This is a genomic window from Polyangium sp. y55x31 (genome assembly GCF_029946505.1).
Lineage (GTDB): Bacteria > Myxococcota_A > Polyangia > Polyangiales > Polyangiaceae > Polyangium.
Genome location: NZ_JARZHG010000034.1, coordinates 96,664 through 110,866, shown reverse-complemented (window position 1 = coordinate 110,866; position 14,203 = coordinate 96,664). Strand labels below are relative to the sequence as shown.

Genomic DNA, 14,203 nt, shown 5'->3' with positions numbered 1-14,203 from the left:
GCTGGCCGTGCTGGCAGCGGTCCGATCCGATCTATGCCCCGTCCAGGTGACGGGACAGCGCGCTCAATGCACCCCACCCACGAGCCACGCATACCCGGGGACGAGCACTTCCTCGGGGCTCGCGCCGCCCTGGGTCGCAGGCGCCGTGCCCCGCGCGTCGCACGAGAGGCGGAAGCCGTGGTCGCCGAAGACGAAGAGGAGCGTGCGCGGCGGCGAGCTCTCGACGAAGCGCGAGATCACCTGCGCCGTCTCGTCCGCGATGCTGCCGAGCCGCTCGTCGAAGCCGGGGCCGACGCCGCGCAGGCGCGCCTCGACGAGGTCGAGCTTGAAGACTTCCTTGGTGCCGTACCGCTCGCGGCGAATCGTGGAGAGGGCGCGGCCGCGGACGATGTCGGGCTCGGGGCCGGGCTCGGGCAAGGGGTCGCGTAGGCCCTCGGGGCCGCGGCCGAGGAGCGCGACCTGGGCGGGCGTGGTCGTGGGAAGCGCGCTCCAGAGCAAGGTGCGGTCGACGCAGACGGCGCGGCCCTGCAAGGTGGGCTTGAGGCGCGCCATCACGCGCTCGCCGAGGTCGAAGCGGAGGGCGTCGACGAGGAGCAGGCGCACGGCGCGGGCGTTGTTGAGGCGCGCGATCCGCGCGGCCACGTCGGGCGCGTCGAGGACCATGAGCGGGCGTTTTCCCGTCGCGCGGATCGCGGCAAAGCCCTCGGTGTAGCTGTGCTCGAAGGAGGTGCGGAAGCCGTCGACGACGCGCTGGACGGAGGCATCGGCGTGGCCACGTGAGAGGGCGCCGACGAGGGGCATGTAGCGGGTCGCGAAGAGCCGATCGATGACGCCGGCAGGCTTGGGGCCCCGCGCATTGTCGAGGTCCATCGCGAAGGCGCGCCACTCGGCCGCCGAAAGAACACGCTCGACGGGCGAGGGATTGGCCGGCGGCGAGGGCGGCGCGAGGTCCGAGGGCAAGGGCGGCGGCGGGGGGAGCGTGTCGGCCGCGGGAGCGTTTTTCGCGGCGGGCGCGGCGGCGGCCTCGGGCTCGCGGTCGCGCATGGGCTCGCGGTCGCGCATGGGCTCGCGGTCGCGCATGGGCTCGCGGTCACGATCACGCGCGGCCTCGAGCGCGGGCGAGGAGGGCGTGCGAGGACGTGGCGCCGGGGCGGCCGGCTCCGCGGGCGGCGTGGCCTCCATCGGCGGCGGCGGGGTCGACTTGAACGCGCGCGGCGCGCCGTCGACGGCGGGCGTCGCGGTCGGCGTCGGCCGCGGGCCCGACTTGAGCCCACGCAGGCGGCCGATCGGCGCGCGCTCGGGCGCGGCGTCGGCCTCGGGCGGGGCGGATTCGTGGGTGGTGATGGGACGCACGTCGCTCGGCTCGGCCTCGGGCGGCGGCGCGGGCGGCGTGAGGGGCGGACGGGCGACGACGCGCGAGTGCTCGGGCAAGGCGCGGCGCGTGGGCGCGGCGTCGGCGACGAGCTCGTCGAGGCGGACGGGCGCGAGGATCCGCAAGGCTCGGTCGGCCTCGTCGAGGACGAGCGCCACGGGGCCGGCCTGGGCCGCTTCGTTGAAGACCGAAAGCACGGCGCTGTCGGAGGGACCGAGCGCGGGCGCGTCGCCCGAGGTGTCGGCGAGCGTCGCGAGCGGGGGCAAGGCGAGGGCGAGACCGAAGGAGCCGAGGCCGCGGGCCCGCACGACCTGATCCCGCAACGAGGCGGCGCCGTCGACGTCGGCGTTGACGGACGGCGGGGGCGCGCCGCGCATGGCGAGGGCGCTCTCGACGGCCTCCTCGACGGCCTGCCGCAGCCGACCGGGCGCGGGGGGGCGCAGGATGCTGGCCACCACGTAGCCGCGGCTGCGCAGCTCCGAGAGGAGCTCGGTCTTGCGGGAAGCGGCGACGAAGAACGCGCCGAACGACGGTCGTACGGGCGGAGAGGGGGAGCCCGACGGCGCGGGGGCCTGCACCAAGCGCATGAGAGGTCCCTTGCCAGAGAGGACGAGAAAGGGACGAATTTTCGGCGAGCCGAAGACCCGGCAGGCTAGTCCGGGAAGGAGGAGACCTTACCCATGCACGAGCCTCGACGCTTCCCGATCGCCCGCTTCCTGAGCTTGTTCGCCCTGACCCTCGCGCCCCTCGCCGCCGGCTGCTCGGACCCGACCGAGACGCCGCCGCCTGCGGGGGATCCGTTCGGCCCGATCGGCGATCGCGCCGATCTGCCCGTCACCGAGCGCATCCAGATCGACAACCTCGCCTCGCCCGTGGACGTCGTGCGCGACAAGGACGGGCGGCCGCACATCTTCGCGTCGAGCTTCGAGGACGCGGTGCGCGTGCAGGGCTACCTCGTGGCGCAGGACCGGCACCTGCAGATCGAGTTTTACCGCCGCGTGTCCGAGGGCCGGCTCGCCGAGATCCTCGCCGACGCCGACGCGAGCGTGATCGACAACGACATCGTCTTCCGCAACCTCGGCCTGCACCGCGTCGCGAAGAAGCAATACGAGGTGCTCGGCGCCGAGGAGAAGACCCTCGTCGACGCGTTCGCGGACGGCGTCTCCCAGCACTTCCGCGCGCTCCGAGACCGCGAGGCCGCGCTGCCGGCGGCGGCCTTCCTCGTCCCGGTCGATGCTTTCACCGATTTCACGGGCGTCGATGCGCTCGCGATCGCGCGGCTCCAGTCGTACCTGCTCTCGCACTCGGCCGACGGCGAGCTCGCGGACACGATCTCGATCCAGACGATCGGCGCGGCGTTCCCGAAAAACGCGGGCGATCCGCTGGTCGCCGCGCGCAGCGGCATCCTCCGCGAGCTCTATCGCTTCGCGCCGTACGAGCCGGCGACGACGACCACGGGGTATCCGATGGGCCAGGGCGGCGCGAAAGCCCCCGCGCCTTCCCCTCTCCTGCCCGACCTCGGCGCGCGTACCGAGCGCTACCGCGAGGCCCTGCGCAAGACGAAGGATCTGTTTGCCCCCGAAGGATTCGGCTCGAACAACTGGGCCGTCGGGGCAGGCAGGAGCAGCACGGGGCACGCGATGCTCGCGAGTGATCCGCACCTGACGCTCGCCGCACCCGCGATCTTCTGGCCCGTGGCGATGGAGGTGACGCCGAAGGATTCTTCGGCGCGGGTGAAAGTCTCGGGCCTCGCGTTCCCCGGCATCCCCGGGATCATCCTCGGGCACAACGAGCACATCGCCTGGGGCGCGACGGTCGCCGGCTACGACGTGACCGATCTCTACGCCGAGCAGATCACGCCCGATGGCAAGTCGGTCGTGTTCGAAGGGAAAAACGTCGCGATCGAGACGGTCGACGAGGTGATCCAGATCCAGGCCGGCGCGCCGTACACCTACAAGGTCCCGGTCGTGCCGCACCACGGCGCGATCCTGCCGGAGATCCTGCCCGATCACACGGTGGCCCCGCTCGACCCGGCGAAGGGCGCGGTGAGCATGCGCTGGACCGGCGACGAGCCGACGAACGAGCTCGCGGCGATCCTCGGTCTTTTGAGGTCAAAGAATGTCGACGAGGCCAAGCTCGCGCTCGACGGTTTTCAGGTGGGCGCGCAGAACTGGATGATCGCGGACACGCAAGGCAACGTGCTCTGGACCTCGCACGCGAAGCTCCCGACGCGAAAACCCGGCGCCGTCGCGTGGAACCCCGATACGTTCACGGGCACGCTGCCGTGCCTCGTCTTGCCCGGCGATGGTTCGGCCGAGTGGACGGGCGCGCTGCCGGACAACCTCGTTCCCTGGGAGAAAAACCCCGCGGCGGGCTTCCTCGCGACGGCGAACAACGATCCGATCGGAGACTCGATCGACAACGATCCCTCGAACGGCACGCTGCCCGACGGCACGCCGATGTACCTCGCTTGCTCGTGGGACATCGGCTTCCGCGAAGGTCGCATCCAGGAGCGGCTCGCAGGGCTCGACAAAGCGACGCCCGAGGACCTCGCGAAGATCCAGGGGGACGCGAAATCGGCGCTCGGCTCGCGGCTCGTGCCCGCGCTGCTCGAGGCGATCGATCGAGCCGAAGCGGAACGCGCGACGCCCGGAACGCACCCCGATCTCACGGCCGTGGTGGCCGATGCCGGCTACGACGCGGCGAAGGTCCAGAACGTGCGCGCGCTGCTCACGGCGTGGGGCACGGAGGCCGGCTACGAGGCGATGAGCGGCGTCGATCCGGACACGAACAAGCCGCTCCCGGAAGAGGGTGACACGGCGATCGAGGCGCGCGCGGCGCAGGCGACGCTCGTGTTCAACACGTGGCTCCTCCGCCTCGTCGAGCGCGTGCTGGGGGACGAGCTCGAGCACGCCGGCAGGCCCTTCGTGCCGCGGGATCAGAAGGCCAAGGCGATCCTCGCGATCACGCGCGAATCGCCCGAGGCGCTCCCGACGTACAACCCGATCACGAACGAGAGCGCGCTCTGGGACGACATGGCGACGCCGGAGATCGAGACGAAGCACGAGCGGATCGTGCGCGCGCTCGTGGACGCGCTCGGGACGCTCGCGGCCGATGTCGGCCCGGACATCAGCGCCTACCGCTGGGGCGCACGCCATCGCGTCCGCTTCGAGGCGATCCTCCCGGTCCTCGGGCAGCTCTCGATCCCGCCGCTCGGCGATCCCGTTTTTCCGGACGGTTTTCCCCGGCACGGGGACAATTTCTCGGTCGATTCGTCCGACTTCTCCCTCACCGCCCGGCTCGACGTGACGCCTCGTTACGATTACGATTTCGGCCCGACGCAGCGCCTCGTCGTGGACCTCGATCCGGAAGGACCGCGCTCGTGGAACGCGCTGCCGGGAGGCGTGGTGTGGGACTCGCAGAGTCCGCACTTCCGTGATCAAGCCGAGCTCTGGCGGAAGAACCAGACGCGGCAGGTCCCCTTTTTGCTTCCCGATGTCGTAGCAGCCGCCGCGTCGCGCATCGTCGTGACGGGGAGGTAGCGCCAGAACAATCACGTCAAACAACACAAAGGAGGGCGGGTTGGTCCTGCGCCGCATCCTCACGACCGCTGCTTCCGGGTTCGACAAGACCGTCGGCACGGCGATGCTCGTGCGCGGTGACAGGATCCGCGCCTTCGATCCCTCGGGCCTCGGCTCCGAGGCCCGAATCGAGATGCTCGAGACGATCCGCTCGATTTACGACAAACCCGAATACTTCACGGCGCCGAGCTCGTTCTTTGGGGCACCAACGATCCCCAACGTCGAGCTCGCCCGGGTGCGCCTCATGGGCGGCCCGGATCCCGGCATGGTGCTCGACGCGACGTGGCCGAGCGAGTTCGAGCCGCTCGAAGAGGGCGTGCGCACGGACTACCTCGGCCACACGCTGAACCGCACGGCGACGGCGCGGCTGTTTCTGCACGCTACGCCCCGGCCGGTCGTGATCCTGGTGCACGGCTACCGGTGCGGGGCGTTCGCGCTCGAAGAGCGGCTCTGGCCCGTGCCCTGGATCTTCGAGCTCGGGCTCGACGTGGCCATGGCCGTGCTCCCGTTCCACGCCTGCCGGGCGCCGAAAGGGACAGCGCTGTTTCCCTCGCCGGACATGCGATTCACGATCGAGGGGTTTCGCCAGGCCGTCATGGATCTACGCGCGCTCGCGGCGCTCCTCTGCGATCGGGGCGCGCCGTCCGTCGGCGTGATGGGCATGAGCCTCGGCGGCTACACGACGGGGCTCTGGGCCACGATCGATGAGGCCCTCGCGTTCGCGGTGCCAATCGTGCCATGCGCGTCGATCGCCGACGTGGCGCGCGCGGTGGGCCTGCTCGTCGGCACGCCCGAGCAGCAGGCGGCGCAGCACCAGGCGATCGAAGCGACGCTGCGCGTGGTGAGCCCCCTCGGACGGCCTTCGATGCTGCCGCCGGAGCGATTCCTGGTCATCGGGGCGGCGGGTGATCAGATCACGCCGCTCGATCACGCGCGGCGCATGGCCGAGCATTTCCGCGCGCCGCTCGAGACGTTCCACGGCGGGCACCTCTTGCAGTTCGGCCGGGCGGACGCGTTCCGCGCGGTGCGGCGTATGCTCGCGCGGATCGGGATCATCGAGACGCGCCACGCCGCGGCGTGACGCGCCTCGCGCCTCAACCGAGGATCACTGCACGCACTTGTCGACGCCGGCGCCCGTGCAATCGGCGTCGGCCGTGCACTCGCACACGCCCGACGAGGTGTTGCACTTGCCGTAGCCGTTGCAGTCCGCGTCGGCCATACACCCGCCCATCATCGTCGGCTCGACGGTGCAGTACTTCGCGCCGTTGTCGTCCGAGCCAATACACTTGGCGGGCATCGTGCAATCCGCGTCCGCCATGCAGCCTTCGGCGCAGGTCTTGAAGTCCTTGATGGTCAAGCACTTGAAGTCCGGCGCCACGCCGCCGAACGTGCAATCCGCGTCGGCCGTGCATTGCGGAGGGCCGCACACGCCGTTATCGCACGTCCAGTTGTTCGGGTAGTTGCCGGGGCAGTTCGGCACGCCCATGGGACAACAATCCGCGGGCATCGCGCACGACTTGCCGCAGTAGCCGCCCATCGGCCCACCGCCGCCCGCGCCGGCCATGCCGCCCGTGCCGCCCATGCCACCCGTGCCGCCGCTGCCGGCGGTGCCGCCGCTGCCACCCGTGCCGCTCGGCTCGCTGCTACACGCCGCGAGCCCGAGGAAACCAGCGCCGACCAGGAAAAGAATCGAAAGCATTCGCATGAGAAGTCTCCCCTCCGAATCCGTGGTCGTTCCACGGAACTCGACCATCGACGTCAGTCCCTGACACGCGGGGTCGTCGATAGCAAAATTCTCATGCGCAACGTGATTCTGATTCAGCCCGCGACGTATTACGATTCGGTCCGCGACGTATTTGCGACCGTCCCTTGCAGAATTGCCTTCACCAAATCGGGCTTGACGACCTTCCCGAGGGCATTGCGCGGAAGCGACGTGGTCACGATCACCTCGCGCGGGACCTTGTACGGCGCGATTCGCTCTTTCGCCCATCCACGGAGAACATCCGGCGCGCATTCCGCAGCGCGACCGGGCGCGGCGACGACGACCGCGACGACGCGCTCGCCCCACGCTTCATCGGGCAAACCCACGACCGCGACCTCGGCGACGGCCGTGTTTTCCCGCAGCGCCTCCTCGATCTCCAGGGCCGAGAGCTTGTAGCCGCCGCTCTTCAGGATGTCGACGCTGGTTCGTCCGAGCAAACGCAAGGTTCCATCGTCGGCGCGCTCGGCGACGTCGCCGGTGCGGAACCAGCCGCCCTCGGCAAAAGCATCCCGCGTGGCCTGCTCGCGGCCGAGGTATCCCTTGAACACGCTGGGCCCCCGAATCCAGAGCTCGCCCGGGCCACGTTCGAGGTCGTTCCCCGCCTCGTCGACGATCCGCGCCTCGACCGAGCGCGGGGGCAAACCCACCGAGCCGGGGCGCCGGCCGGACGGATCGAGAGAGTTCGTCGCGCCAACCCCGATCTCGGTCATGCCGAATCGCTCGAGGGGGATCGCGCCCGCGACGGCGCGCCAGCGCTCGGCGAGGGTGGCGGGCAACGCGGCCGAGCCACTCGTCGCGAGGCGCAAGGTCCGCGCGCCGCTCGCCCACCGCGCTCGCGTCTGCTCGTCCGCTGCGTCGAACGCCTCGAAGAGCTTCTGGTACATCGTGGGCACGGCCATCCAGACCGTGGGCGGGTTTGGCCCGCAAAACGCCTCCCACACGCGCCGCGCGTCGAAGCGCGGGAGCATCCGCGCCGAGGCGCCCGCGAGCAGCGTGGTGAGGAGCGAGATGCCGAGGCCGTGCAGGTGATGCAAAGGGAGCGCGTGGAGCAGCCGATCGCCCTCGCCGAACGCCCACGCCTCGCGCAGGATCGCGGCCTGCACGTCGACGTTCGCGTGCGTGATCATCGCGCCCTTGGGTTTGCCCGTGGTGCCGCTCGTGTAGAGCAGGAGCGCGACGTCGTCGGGTTCGAGCGGCGCGGCGTCGCCCTCGGGCCGCGGGCCGTCGGCGAGCGTCTCCGCGAAAAGGACACGGCGACCTTCGCAGAGCAAGGCGCCACGCTCGCGATGATCGTCCGACACGATCACGGCCGTCGCGCGCGCATCCTCGCCGAACCAGGCGAGCTCGGCGGGCGGGTACAGCGGCGAGAGCGGCAAGGCCACGCCGCCCGCGAGGATCGTGCCGAAGAAGGCTTCGAGCCAGAGCGCGCCGGGCGAGACGAGGATGGCGACGGCGCGGCCCTCGAGCGAAGGCGCGCCCTCGGTGAGCGCGAGGCGGACGCGCTGGGCGCGATCCCAGAGCTCGGCGAAGGTGCGGCTCCGCGCGTCATCCTCCACGGCGAGCCGGTCCGAGTGCTGCAAGCTTGCGAGGCGCGTGACGAAGGGGGAAGGCATCGTGAAATCCGGCTCGGTTCGAGGGCCCGAACGGCCCAGGGCGCGCGGAAGCTACCACGCCCCGGCGCCCCGAGGACGCCGCTTCCTTTCTCCCGCGCCTCCTGCTTCGGTACACTCCGCGCCATGCACTCCCGCGTCCCTGTCCTCGCCTCGCTCGCGCTCCTCGTCGCGACGACGCTGACCGCCTGCGGCGACGACAAGTCCAAGACGGGCGCCGCCCCGAGCGCGACCGCCTCCGCCGCCGCCGCGCCCACCGAGCCCGCACCGCCGCCCAAGCCGAAGACGATGCCCGCGCTCATCGTCGACTCGCTCGGCCCCTACATCGGCCAGATCCGCGTCGACATGAAGCAGGAGAACTGGCCCGAGAAGCTCACGGCGGCGGTGAAGGATCTGCCGATCAACGGGCAGCAGGTCACGGTGATCGCCGAGAAGAAGGCGCGCACGCCGGACGTCGCCGCGGTCGTGGCCGAGCTCGGCCGCGCAGGCGCGCCGAAGATCCTGCTGAAGACCGACGGCCGCGACGACGTGCCGAAGGAGCTCCTGGTGACGCCGCCCGACAAGGTGTCGAACCCGCCCGGCTGTTCGGTGACGGTGATGGTGCTGAAGGACCTGTCGACCGCGGTGTGGCCGTTCAAGGGCGGCCTCGGCAAGAAGCAACGCAAAGGGTTCGCCGGGCCCGATCTCTCGAACACGGGCGACGCGATCAAGAAGGACCTCGCGCTCTGCGACTCGTCGTTCGCGTTCTTCTCGGCCGACGACACGGTGTCGTGGGAGATGGCCTATAACCTCGCGGGCACGCTGAAGGTCGTCGATGACAAGAGCGACAAGAAGAAGATCGAGACGCTCGTCTTGCTCGGCGAATCGCCCGTCGCCGGCAGGCCCGTCACGCTGAAGAAGTGAGCCTTTCGGGCCTCGCGAGGTGCTCGCGCGCGAGCGCGAGGATCCCGAGGCCGAAGACGTGCCCCCACAGAACACCCGTCAAAAGCCGCGCCGGATGGAAGAGCGGGCGTAAGCCGAGGTCCTGCGTGACGACGTCGACGAGCATGATCACGCTCGCGACGAACCCGTAACCGAGGCACGCGCGCACGCCGAAGCGCGGCCGCGGAAAGATCCCCGCCGTGACGAACCCCGCGAAGATGCCGGCGCATCGGCTGCAGAGCGGCATGAGCACGCCGGCGAGGGCGAGCGTGCGCTCGGGTTTGGTGTGACAAACAGGCTTGAAGAGCAGGTAGAGAAGCTCGGTCGCTTCGGGGCTCGTCGCGCGTCGCGCGAGGGGCGCGAGGAACGGCGCGACGCCGACGAGGCAAAGCAGCACGCGAAGGACGCGCTCGAGCGTCAGCCCCGCGCGGGCGGCTTCTTGCCGAGGCGCGCCATCACTTCCTGAAGGTCGGTCCATACCTCGCGCTTCGCCGACGGCTGCCTGAGGAGGTAGGCCGGATGGAACGTCGGCATGACGGGGATCCCGCGGTACATCTTCCACTTGCCGCGCAGCTTCGTGATGCCCTCGGTCGTGCCGAGCAGGCCCTGGATCGCCGTGGCGCCGAGCGCGACGATGTACTTCGGCCGCACGAGCTCGATCTGCGCGGCGAGGTAACCCTTGCACGCATCCATCTCTTCGGGCTGCGGCTTGCGGTTCTCCGGAGGCCGGCACTTGACGATGTTGCAGATGTAGACCTCGCCCGGGCGGTACCCCATCGCGGCGATCATCTTGTCGAGGAGCTGACCCGCAGGACCGACGAACGGCTCGCCCTGGAGGTCCTCCTCCGCGCCCGGGCCTTCACCGACGAAACAAAGCTCGGAGATCGGATTGCCGCGGGCGAACACGGTCTGCGTGCGCCGATCGGCGAGGCCGCAGCGCGTGCACGAGGCGACCTCGGAGGCGAGGACGCGGAGCTGCTCGATGCGCGCCTCCGGCGTGCGTGCCTCGGGGCGCGCGACGGCGGCGCGCTGCGGGCGCTCGGCAGGCGGCGCGGGGGGCGTGAACTGCGGCGTGAACTGCGGCGCGGGCGCGCGCTCGGGCGGCGGCGTGAACTGCGCGGGCTGCGCGAAGGTGGCGTCGCTCGGGGCGGGGCGTCGCTCCGCGGGCGGCGCGGGCGCGCGCGGGTTCGGCGGAGGCGCTTCGTGTGGCTCGGCCGCGGGATACGCAGGCTCGACCTGGCCACGCGCAGGCGCGAGCGGCAAGCCCCACGCACCCGTGCCGTCGTACCACTCGACGAGCGCGCGCACCGAGGTCGCGATCTCGAAGAGCTCGTCGCGCGGGTCGGCGTGGGGCTCGTCCATCGAAGGCCTTCGTCAGTGACTCCCACCTTCTTGCTGCAAGAACCGCTCGGCGTCGAGCGCGGCCATGCAGCCCGTCCCCGCGGCCGTGACCGCCTGCCTGTACGTCCAGTCCTGCACGTCGCCCGCGGCGAACACGCCGGGCACGCTCGTGCGCGTGGAGCCGGGCACGGTCTTCAAGTAGCCGTTCGGGTGCGTCTCGAGCTGCCCGACGAAGAGCTCGGTCATGGGCGTGTGGCCGATCGCCACGAAAAACGCCGCGGCCGGGATGGACGTCTTTTCCCCGTTCTTGAGGTTTTTCACGACGAGCCCCGTGACCTCGTCCTTGTCGACGCCGAGGACCTCCTCGACGACGTGGCTGTAGAGGATCTTGATCTTCGGGTTGTTCACGACGCGCTCGACCATCGCCTTGCTCGCGCGGAACTCGTCGCGGCGATGCACGAGCGTGACCGAGTTGCAGAGGCCCGCGAGGTAGCTCGCCTCCTCCATCGCGGTGTCGCCGCCGCCGACGACGGCGACGTCACGGCCGCGGTAGAGCGCGCCGTCGCACACGGCGCAGGCGCTCACGCCCTTGTTCTTGAGCGCCTCCTCGCTCGGCAGGCCGAGGTAGTTCGCGCGCGCGCCCGTCGCGACGATCACGGTCTTGGCGAGGTAGAGCGTGTCCTCGACCCAGACCTTGAACGGCCGCGCGGAGAGGTCGACCTTCGTCACGTCCGCCGTCACGATCTCGGTGCCCTGGTGCTCCGCCTGATCACGGAAGCGCTGCATGAGCTCCTGGCCCGTGACCTTCTGCGGAAAGCCCGGATAGTTCTCGACGTCGGTCGTGAACATGAGCTGACCGCCGGGGATGAGCCCGCCCGCGTTGAAGCCCTCGATGCAGAGCGGCTTGAGGTTCGCGCGCGCGGCGTAGATGGACGCAGTCAGGCCCGCAGGGCCCGAGCCGATGATGATGACGTTGCGGACGGGTGTGTCGGTCATGCTGGCCCGGGTCATAGCGAAGGCGCGCGGCCGCGTCGATACGTGCGCACCACCCGGACGAACGGAGGCGGGAAAGACCGCAAAATCCGGGTCGAGGCCTACTTCTTCTTTTTCTTCTTCGTGTCCTTCGGCGGCGGCGGCGGCGCGGCCTCGGCGACGAGCTTCTTGTTGTACGAGCGCGCCACGTCGTGGAGGTAGTCCTCGGTCGTGAGCTTGGGGAAGTCGGAGGACGAGATCTTGTCGTTGGCCATCGCGGTGGCCTTCTCCGCCTCGCGGCGCATGCCGCCGAGCGCGCTCTGGTAGATCCAGGTGCCGATCGCGCCGACGATGACGCCGCCGATGATGATGCCCGTCGAGGCGCCGGTCGGGATGAGCGGATCGTCCTTCGTTGCGGCAGCAACGATCGCCCAGCCACCCGCGAGGCCGTAGCCGACGCCGGTCACGATCATGCCGGTGGAGCGCTTGCCGGAGTTGTCTTTGATGCCCTTCTCGTAGACCGACATGGAGTTCGCGTGGTTCTCGCGGATCTCCACGATGCGCTCCTCGAACGCCTCCTCGAACGCCTGGTCACGCGCGATGTGCAGCGCGCTGAGCACGTCGATGCGCTGCCGGCCCTGGTAGACGTCCCACTGGTAGCCGCGGCGCGCGACCTGCTGGTTGCCGTAGATGCGGCTCGATCCGACGAGGCGACCCTGCGCGTCGCGGATCTGCTCCTCGCCGAGCTCGACGCGCTCCGTCGTCGTGTAGGTGAAACTCTGGCCCTCGACGCTCAGGGGCTCGCCGGTCTTTTTGTACTCAAACTTGTAGTCGTATTCGTCCGGGGCCGTCGGCGGGGGCTTGGGAATGGAGCAGCCGACGACCGCCAAACCCAGACCAACCACCATCAACGAAGCACGCGCGTTCATCCAATCCTCCCGGACTTGTTCGTCCCCAACCGACGATAACCGTGGCATCGAAGCGTGCCGGCGTATCCGGTGTCAACGCCCACGACGTCACATCTTCACGTGGCGCTGGGGATTCGTCGTCCGTTGCTCGTCCAGCCACGCTGGAACGAGTCCGTCAGAACCTGTAGGTCGCCCCGAGCGCCACTTCGTTCAGGCTCGACTCGAGCCGTCCGCCATTGACGTTGTGGACGCTTCGATAATTCGTGGTCGCGTCGCCGGAGAGGCCAAGGACCTCGCCCTTGCCGCCGTTGTCGAGCGGCTCGAAGAACGTGTGCTGGTAGGCGAGCGAGACGTCGACCGGCCCGAGGCGCACGGAGCCGCCGCCGCCCACGCCGACGCGGCTGCCGAGGTGGAAATCGGGGTTCAGGTACGCCGGGTCCTGCCCATTCGTTTCGAAAAACCCGCCGGCCCGCACCGCGATGAAGCCGGGGATGATCGTGAAGTCGCCGCCGAAGCGCACGCCGAAGACGTTCTTCCACTTGTGCGGGATGTCGGCGTTGGTCGGGATGTTGCCCGGCGTGCCGTTCACGCGGATGCCCTCGTCGAAGCGGACCTCGAGGACGTCGACGACGCTGTTGTGCGCGTACGTGAAGTCGACCTCGATGTCGAAGAGGTCGTCGGCGAGCGGGTCGCGCACCTTCGGGCCGACCTTGGGCACGAGCGAGCCCGCGCGCAGCGGGTGGTGATACCGGAAGCCGAGTCGCGCCTCGAGCGGGATGCGGAACTTGAGCGTGCCCGCGTCCGTGTCCTCGGTGATGTTGCAGCCGGCCGGGCCCATCGGACACGGGTTTTCGTTTTTCTGGCCGCCCGCGCGCCAGTAGAGCGATTCGAGCTTCACGCCCGTGCGCGTGGAGATCGCGTCCTGCCACTTGAACCACGCGCCGAGGTCGAGGCGCTTGTGCGGCGAGGCCATGACGCCGATGACGACGCCCGGCACGAAGCCGTCGAAGGCCGAGAGCGTGGACTTGACTTCCTGGTTGCCGGAGAAGTCGTCCGTGGGGATCTGCGAGGTAGCCTCGGTGAAGTTGACGAAGTCGATCGAGGCGACGCCCCAGATGAAGCCCGCGCCGATGCTGAGCCAGTCCTTGATCGCGTAGCTCACGCTCAGCGTCGGGTTGACGATGAGCGAGTCGCTCTCGATGAGCAGGTGGCGCTGCGGCGCGGGCTGCGTGGTCGAGATGCCGAGCGTGTTCGTGTACGGGACCGACTCGGGCCAGACCATCTTGCCGACGCCGTGCGGGCCCATGACGGAGAGGCCGATCGCGAGCTGCCGCGTGATGCGGAAGTTCGCGGCGATCTGCGGGTTCGGGAAGGGCGAGGTCTCCGCGCAGACGGGGTCGGAGGGGCCGCCCGCCGCGCCGGGTCCCGGAATGCCGCCGCCCGGCGAGACGGGCTGGCCGTTCACGTCGCGCCGCGAGAAGCAGCGATCCATGAACATGAGGTGCGCGCCGAGGTGCACGCCGGACTTCTGGAACGCGAGGCCGGCCGGGTTGTAGTACGCGGCGAGCGGGTCGTCGGCCCGCGCGACGTAGGTGTTGCCGCGGCCGAGTTGCACGACGCCGTTGTCGGGAGAGTCGATCCCGGAGGAGGCGCGCGCGACGCCCGCGCCTCCGAGCAAGACCGACCCCACGAACGCCCCCACGACGAGATTCCTCGCGCCCATCGCTCTGCCGCTC

Annotated in this window: 11 protein-coding genes; 3 read left to right on the top strand and 8 right to left on the bottom strand. The window is 70.1% G+C overall.

The window, feature by feature from the left end:
- Window positions 1-63: 63 nt before the first annotated feature.
- Window positions 64-1,959: a hypothetical protein gene (locus QHF84_RS38895; RefSeq protein ID WP_281318614.1), complete on the bottom strand. Its 1,896-nt coding sequence runs from the start codon at window positions 1,957-1,959 to the stop codon at window positions 64-66.
- Window positions 1,960-2,052: 93 nt separating this feature from the next.
- Between QHF84_RS38895 and QHF84_RS38890 the strand changes: the two genes are divergently transcribed.
- The gene (locus QHF84_RS38890; protein WP_281318613.1) at window positions 2,053-4,914 is read left to right on the top strand and encodes a penicillin acylase family protein; all 2,862 of its coding nucleotides are present in this window, start codon (window positions 2,053-2,055) and stop codon (window positions 4,912-4,914) included.
- A 40-nt stretch (window positions 4,915-4,954) separates the two neighbouring features.
- Window positions 4,955-6,034, top strand: a complete 1,080-nt coding sequence (locus QHF84_RS38885) for a hypothetical protein (protein WP_281318612.1) — start codon at window positions 4,955-4,957, stop codon at window positions 6,032-6,034.
- A gap of 24 nt (window positions 6,035-6,058) precedes the next feature.
- Here QHF84_RS38885 and QHF84_RS38880 read toward each other — a convergent pair whose 3' ends face one another.
- Window positions 6,059-6,658 carry a hypothetical protein gene (locus QHF84_RS38880; RefSeq protein WP_281318611.1) on the bottom strand — a complete coding sequence of 200 codons (600 nt, stop codon included), beginning with the start codon at window positions 6,656-6,658 and terminating at the stop codon, window positions 6,059-6,061.
- Between the two features lie 128 nt (window positions 6,659-6,786).
- Window positions 6,787-8,328: an AMP-binding protein gene (locus tag QHF84_RS38875; RefSeq protein WP_281318610.1), complete on the bottom strand. Its 1,542-nt coding sequence runs from the start codon at window positions 8,326-8,328 to the stop codon at window positions 6,787-6,789.
- Between the two features lie 123 nt (window positions 8,329-8,451).
- On the opposite strand from QHF84_RS38875, the gene QHF84_RS38870 reads away from it, so the two are divergent.
- The gene (locus QHF84_RS38870; RefSeq protein WP_281318609.1) at window positions 8,452-9,228 is read left to right on the top strand and encodes a biopolymer transporter ExbD; all 777 of its coding nucleotides are present in this window, start codon (window positions 8,452-8,454) and stop codon (window positions 9,226-9,228) included.
- Here the strand turns inward: QHF84_RS38870 and QHF84_RS38865 are convergent.
- The 5 genes from QHF84_RS38865 to QHF84_RS38845 all read right to left on the bottom strand — a co-directional run bounded on the left by QHF84_RS38865 (window position 9,212) and on the right by QHF84_RS38845 (window position 14,190).
- Complete coding sequence (locus tag QHF84_RS38865; protein ID WP_281318608.1) at window positions 9,212-9,724, bottom strand: DUF2085 domain-containing protein; 513 nt, start codon at window positions 9,722-9,724, stop codon at window positions 9,212-9,214. The two genes, QHF84_RS38870 and QHF84_RS38865, sit on opposite strands and share 17 nt — an antisense overlap.
- Window positions 9,664-10,608 carry a uracil-DNA glycosylase family protein gene (locus QHF84_RS38860; protein ID WP_281318607.1) on the bottom strand — a complete coding sequence of 315 codons (945 nt, stop codon included), beginning with the start codon at window positions 10,606-10,608 and terminating at the stop codon, window positions 9,664-9,666. The genes QHF84_RS38865 and QHF84_RS38860 overlap by 61 nt, the downstream gene beginning before the upstream one ends.
- Before the next feature lie 12 nt (window positions 10,609-10,620).
- Window positions 10,621-11,583 carry a thioredoxin-disulfide reductase gene (gene trxB, locus QHF84_RS38855; RefSeq protein ID WP_281318606.1) on the bottom strand — a complete coding sequence of 321 codons (963 nt, stop codon included), beginning with the start codon at window positions 11,581-11,583 and terminating at the stop codon, window positions 10,621-10,623.
- A 98-nt stretch (window positions 11,584-11,681) separates the two neighbouring features.
- Entirely contained in the window at window positions 11,682-12,488 is an 807-nt protein-coding gene (locus QHF84_RS38850) for a hypothetical protein (RefSeq protein WP_281318605.1), read from the bottom strand.
- 154 nt (window positions 12,489-12,642) lie between these two features.
- Window positions 12,643-14,190: a hypothetical protein gene (locus tag QHF84_RS38845; RefSeq protein ID WP_281318604.1), complete on the bottom strand. Its 1,548-nt coding sequence runs from the start codon at window positions 14,188-14,190 to the stop codon at window positions 12,643-12,645.
- Window positions 14,191-14,203: the final 13 nt, after the last annotated feature.

What these genes read in the sequence shown, in the direction of transcription:
- QHF84_RS38870 (WP_281318609.1), top strand. Translation starts at nt 8,452, where the DNA reads ATGCACTCCCGCGTCCCTGTCCTCGCCTCGCTCGCGCTCCTCGTCGCG.
- QHF84_RS38875 (WP_281318610.1), bottom strand. Translation starts at nt 8,328, where the DNA reads ATGCCTTCCCCCTTCGTCACGCGCCTCGCAAGCTTGCAGCACTCGGAC.
- QHF84_RS38845 (WP_281318604.1), bottom strand. Translation starts at nt 14,190, where the DNA reads ATGGGCGCGAGGAATCTCGTCGTGGGGGCGTTCGTGGGGTCGGTCTTG.
- QHF84_RS38860 (WP_281318607.1), bottom strand. Translation starts at nt 10,608, where the DNA reads ATGGACGAGCCCCACGCCGACCCGCGCGACGAGCTCTTCGAGATCGCG.
- QHF84_RS38895 (WP_281318614.1), bottom strand. Translation starts at nt 1,959, where the DNA reads ATGCGCTTGGTGCAGGCCCCCGCGCCGTCGGGCTCCCCCTCTCCGCCC.
- QHF84_RS38865 (WP_281318608.1), bottom strand. Translation starts at nt 9,724, where the DNA reads ATGGACCGACCTTCAGGAAGTGATGGCGCGCCTCGGCAAGAAGCCGCC.
- QHF84_RS38880 (WP_281318611.1), bottom strand. Translation starts at nt 6,658, where the DNA reads ATGCGAATGCTTTCGATTCTTTTCCTGGTCGGCGCTGGTTTCCTCGGG.
- QHF84_RS38850 (WP_281318605.1), bottom strand. Translation starts at nt 12,488, where the DNA reads ATGAACGCGCGTGCTTCGTTGATGGTGGTTGGTCTGGGTTTGGCGGTC.
- trxB (WP_281318606.1), bottom strand. Translation starts at nt 11,583, where the DNA reads ATGACCGACACACCCGTCCGCAACGTCATCATCATCGGCTCGGGCCCT.
- QHF84_RS38890 (WP_281318613.1), top strand. Translation starts at nt 2,053, where the DNA reads ATGCACGAGCCTCGACGCTTCCCGATCGCCCGCTTCCTGAGCTTGTTC.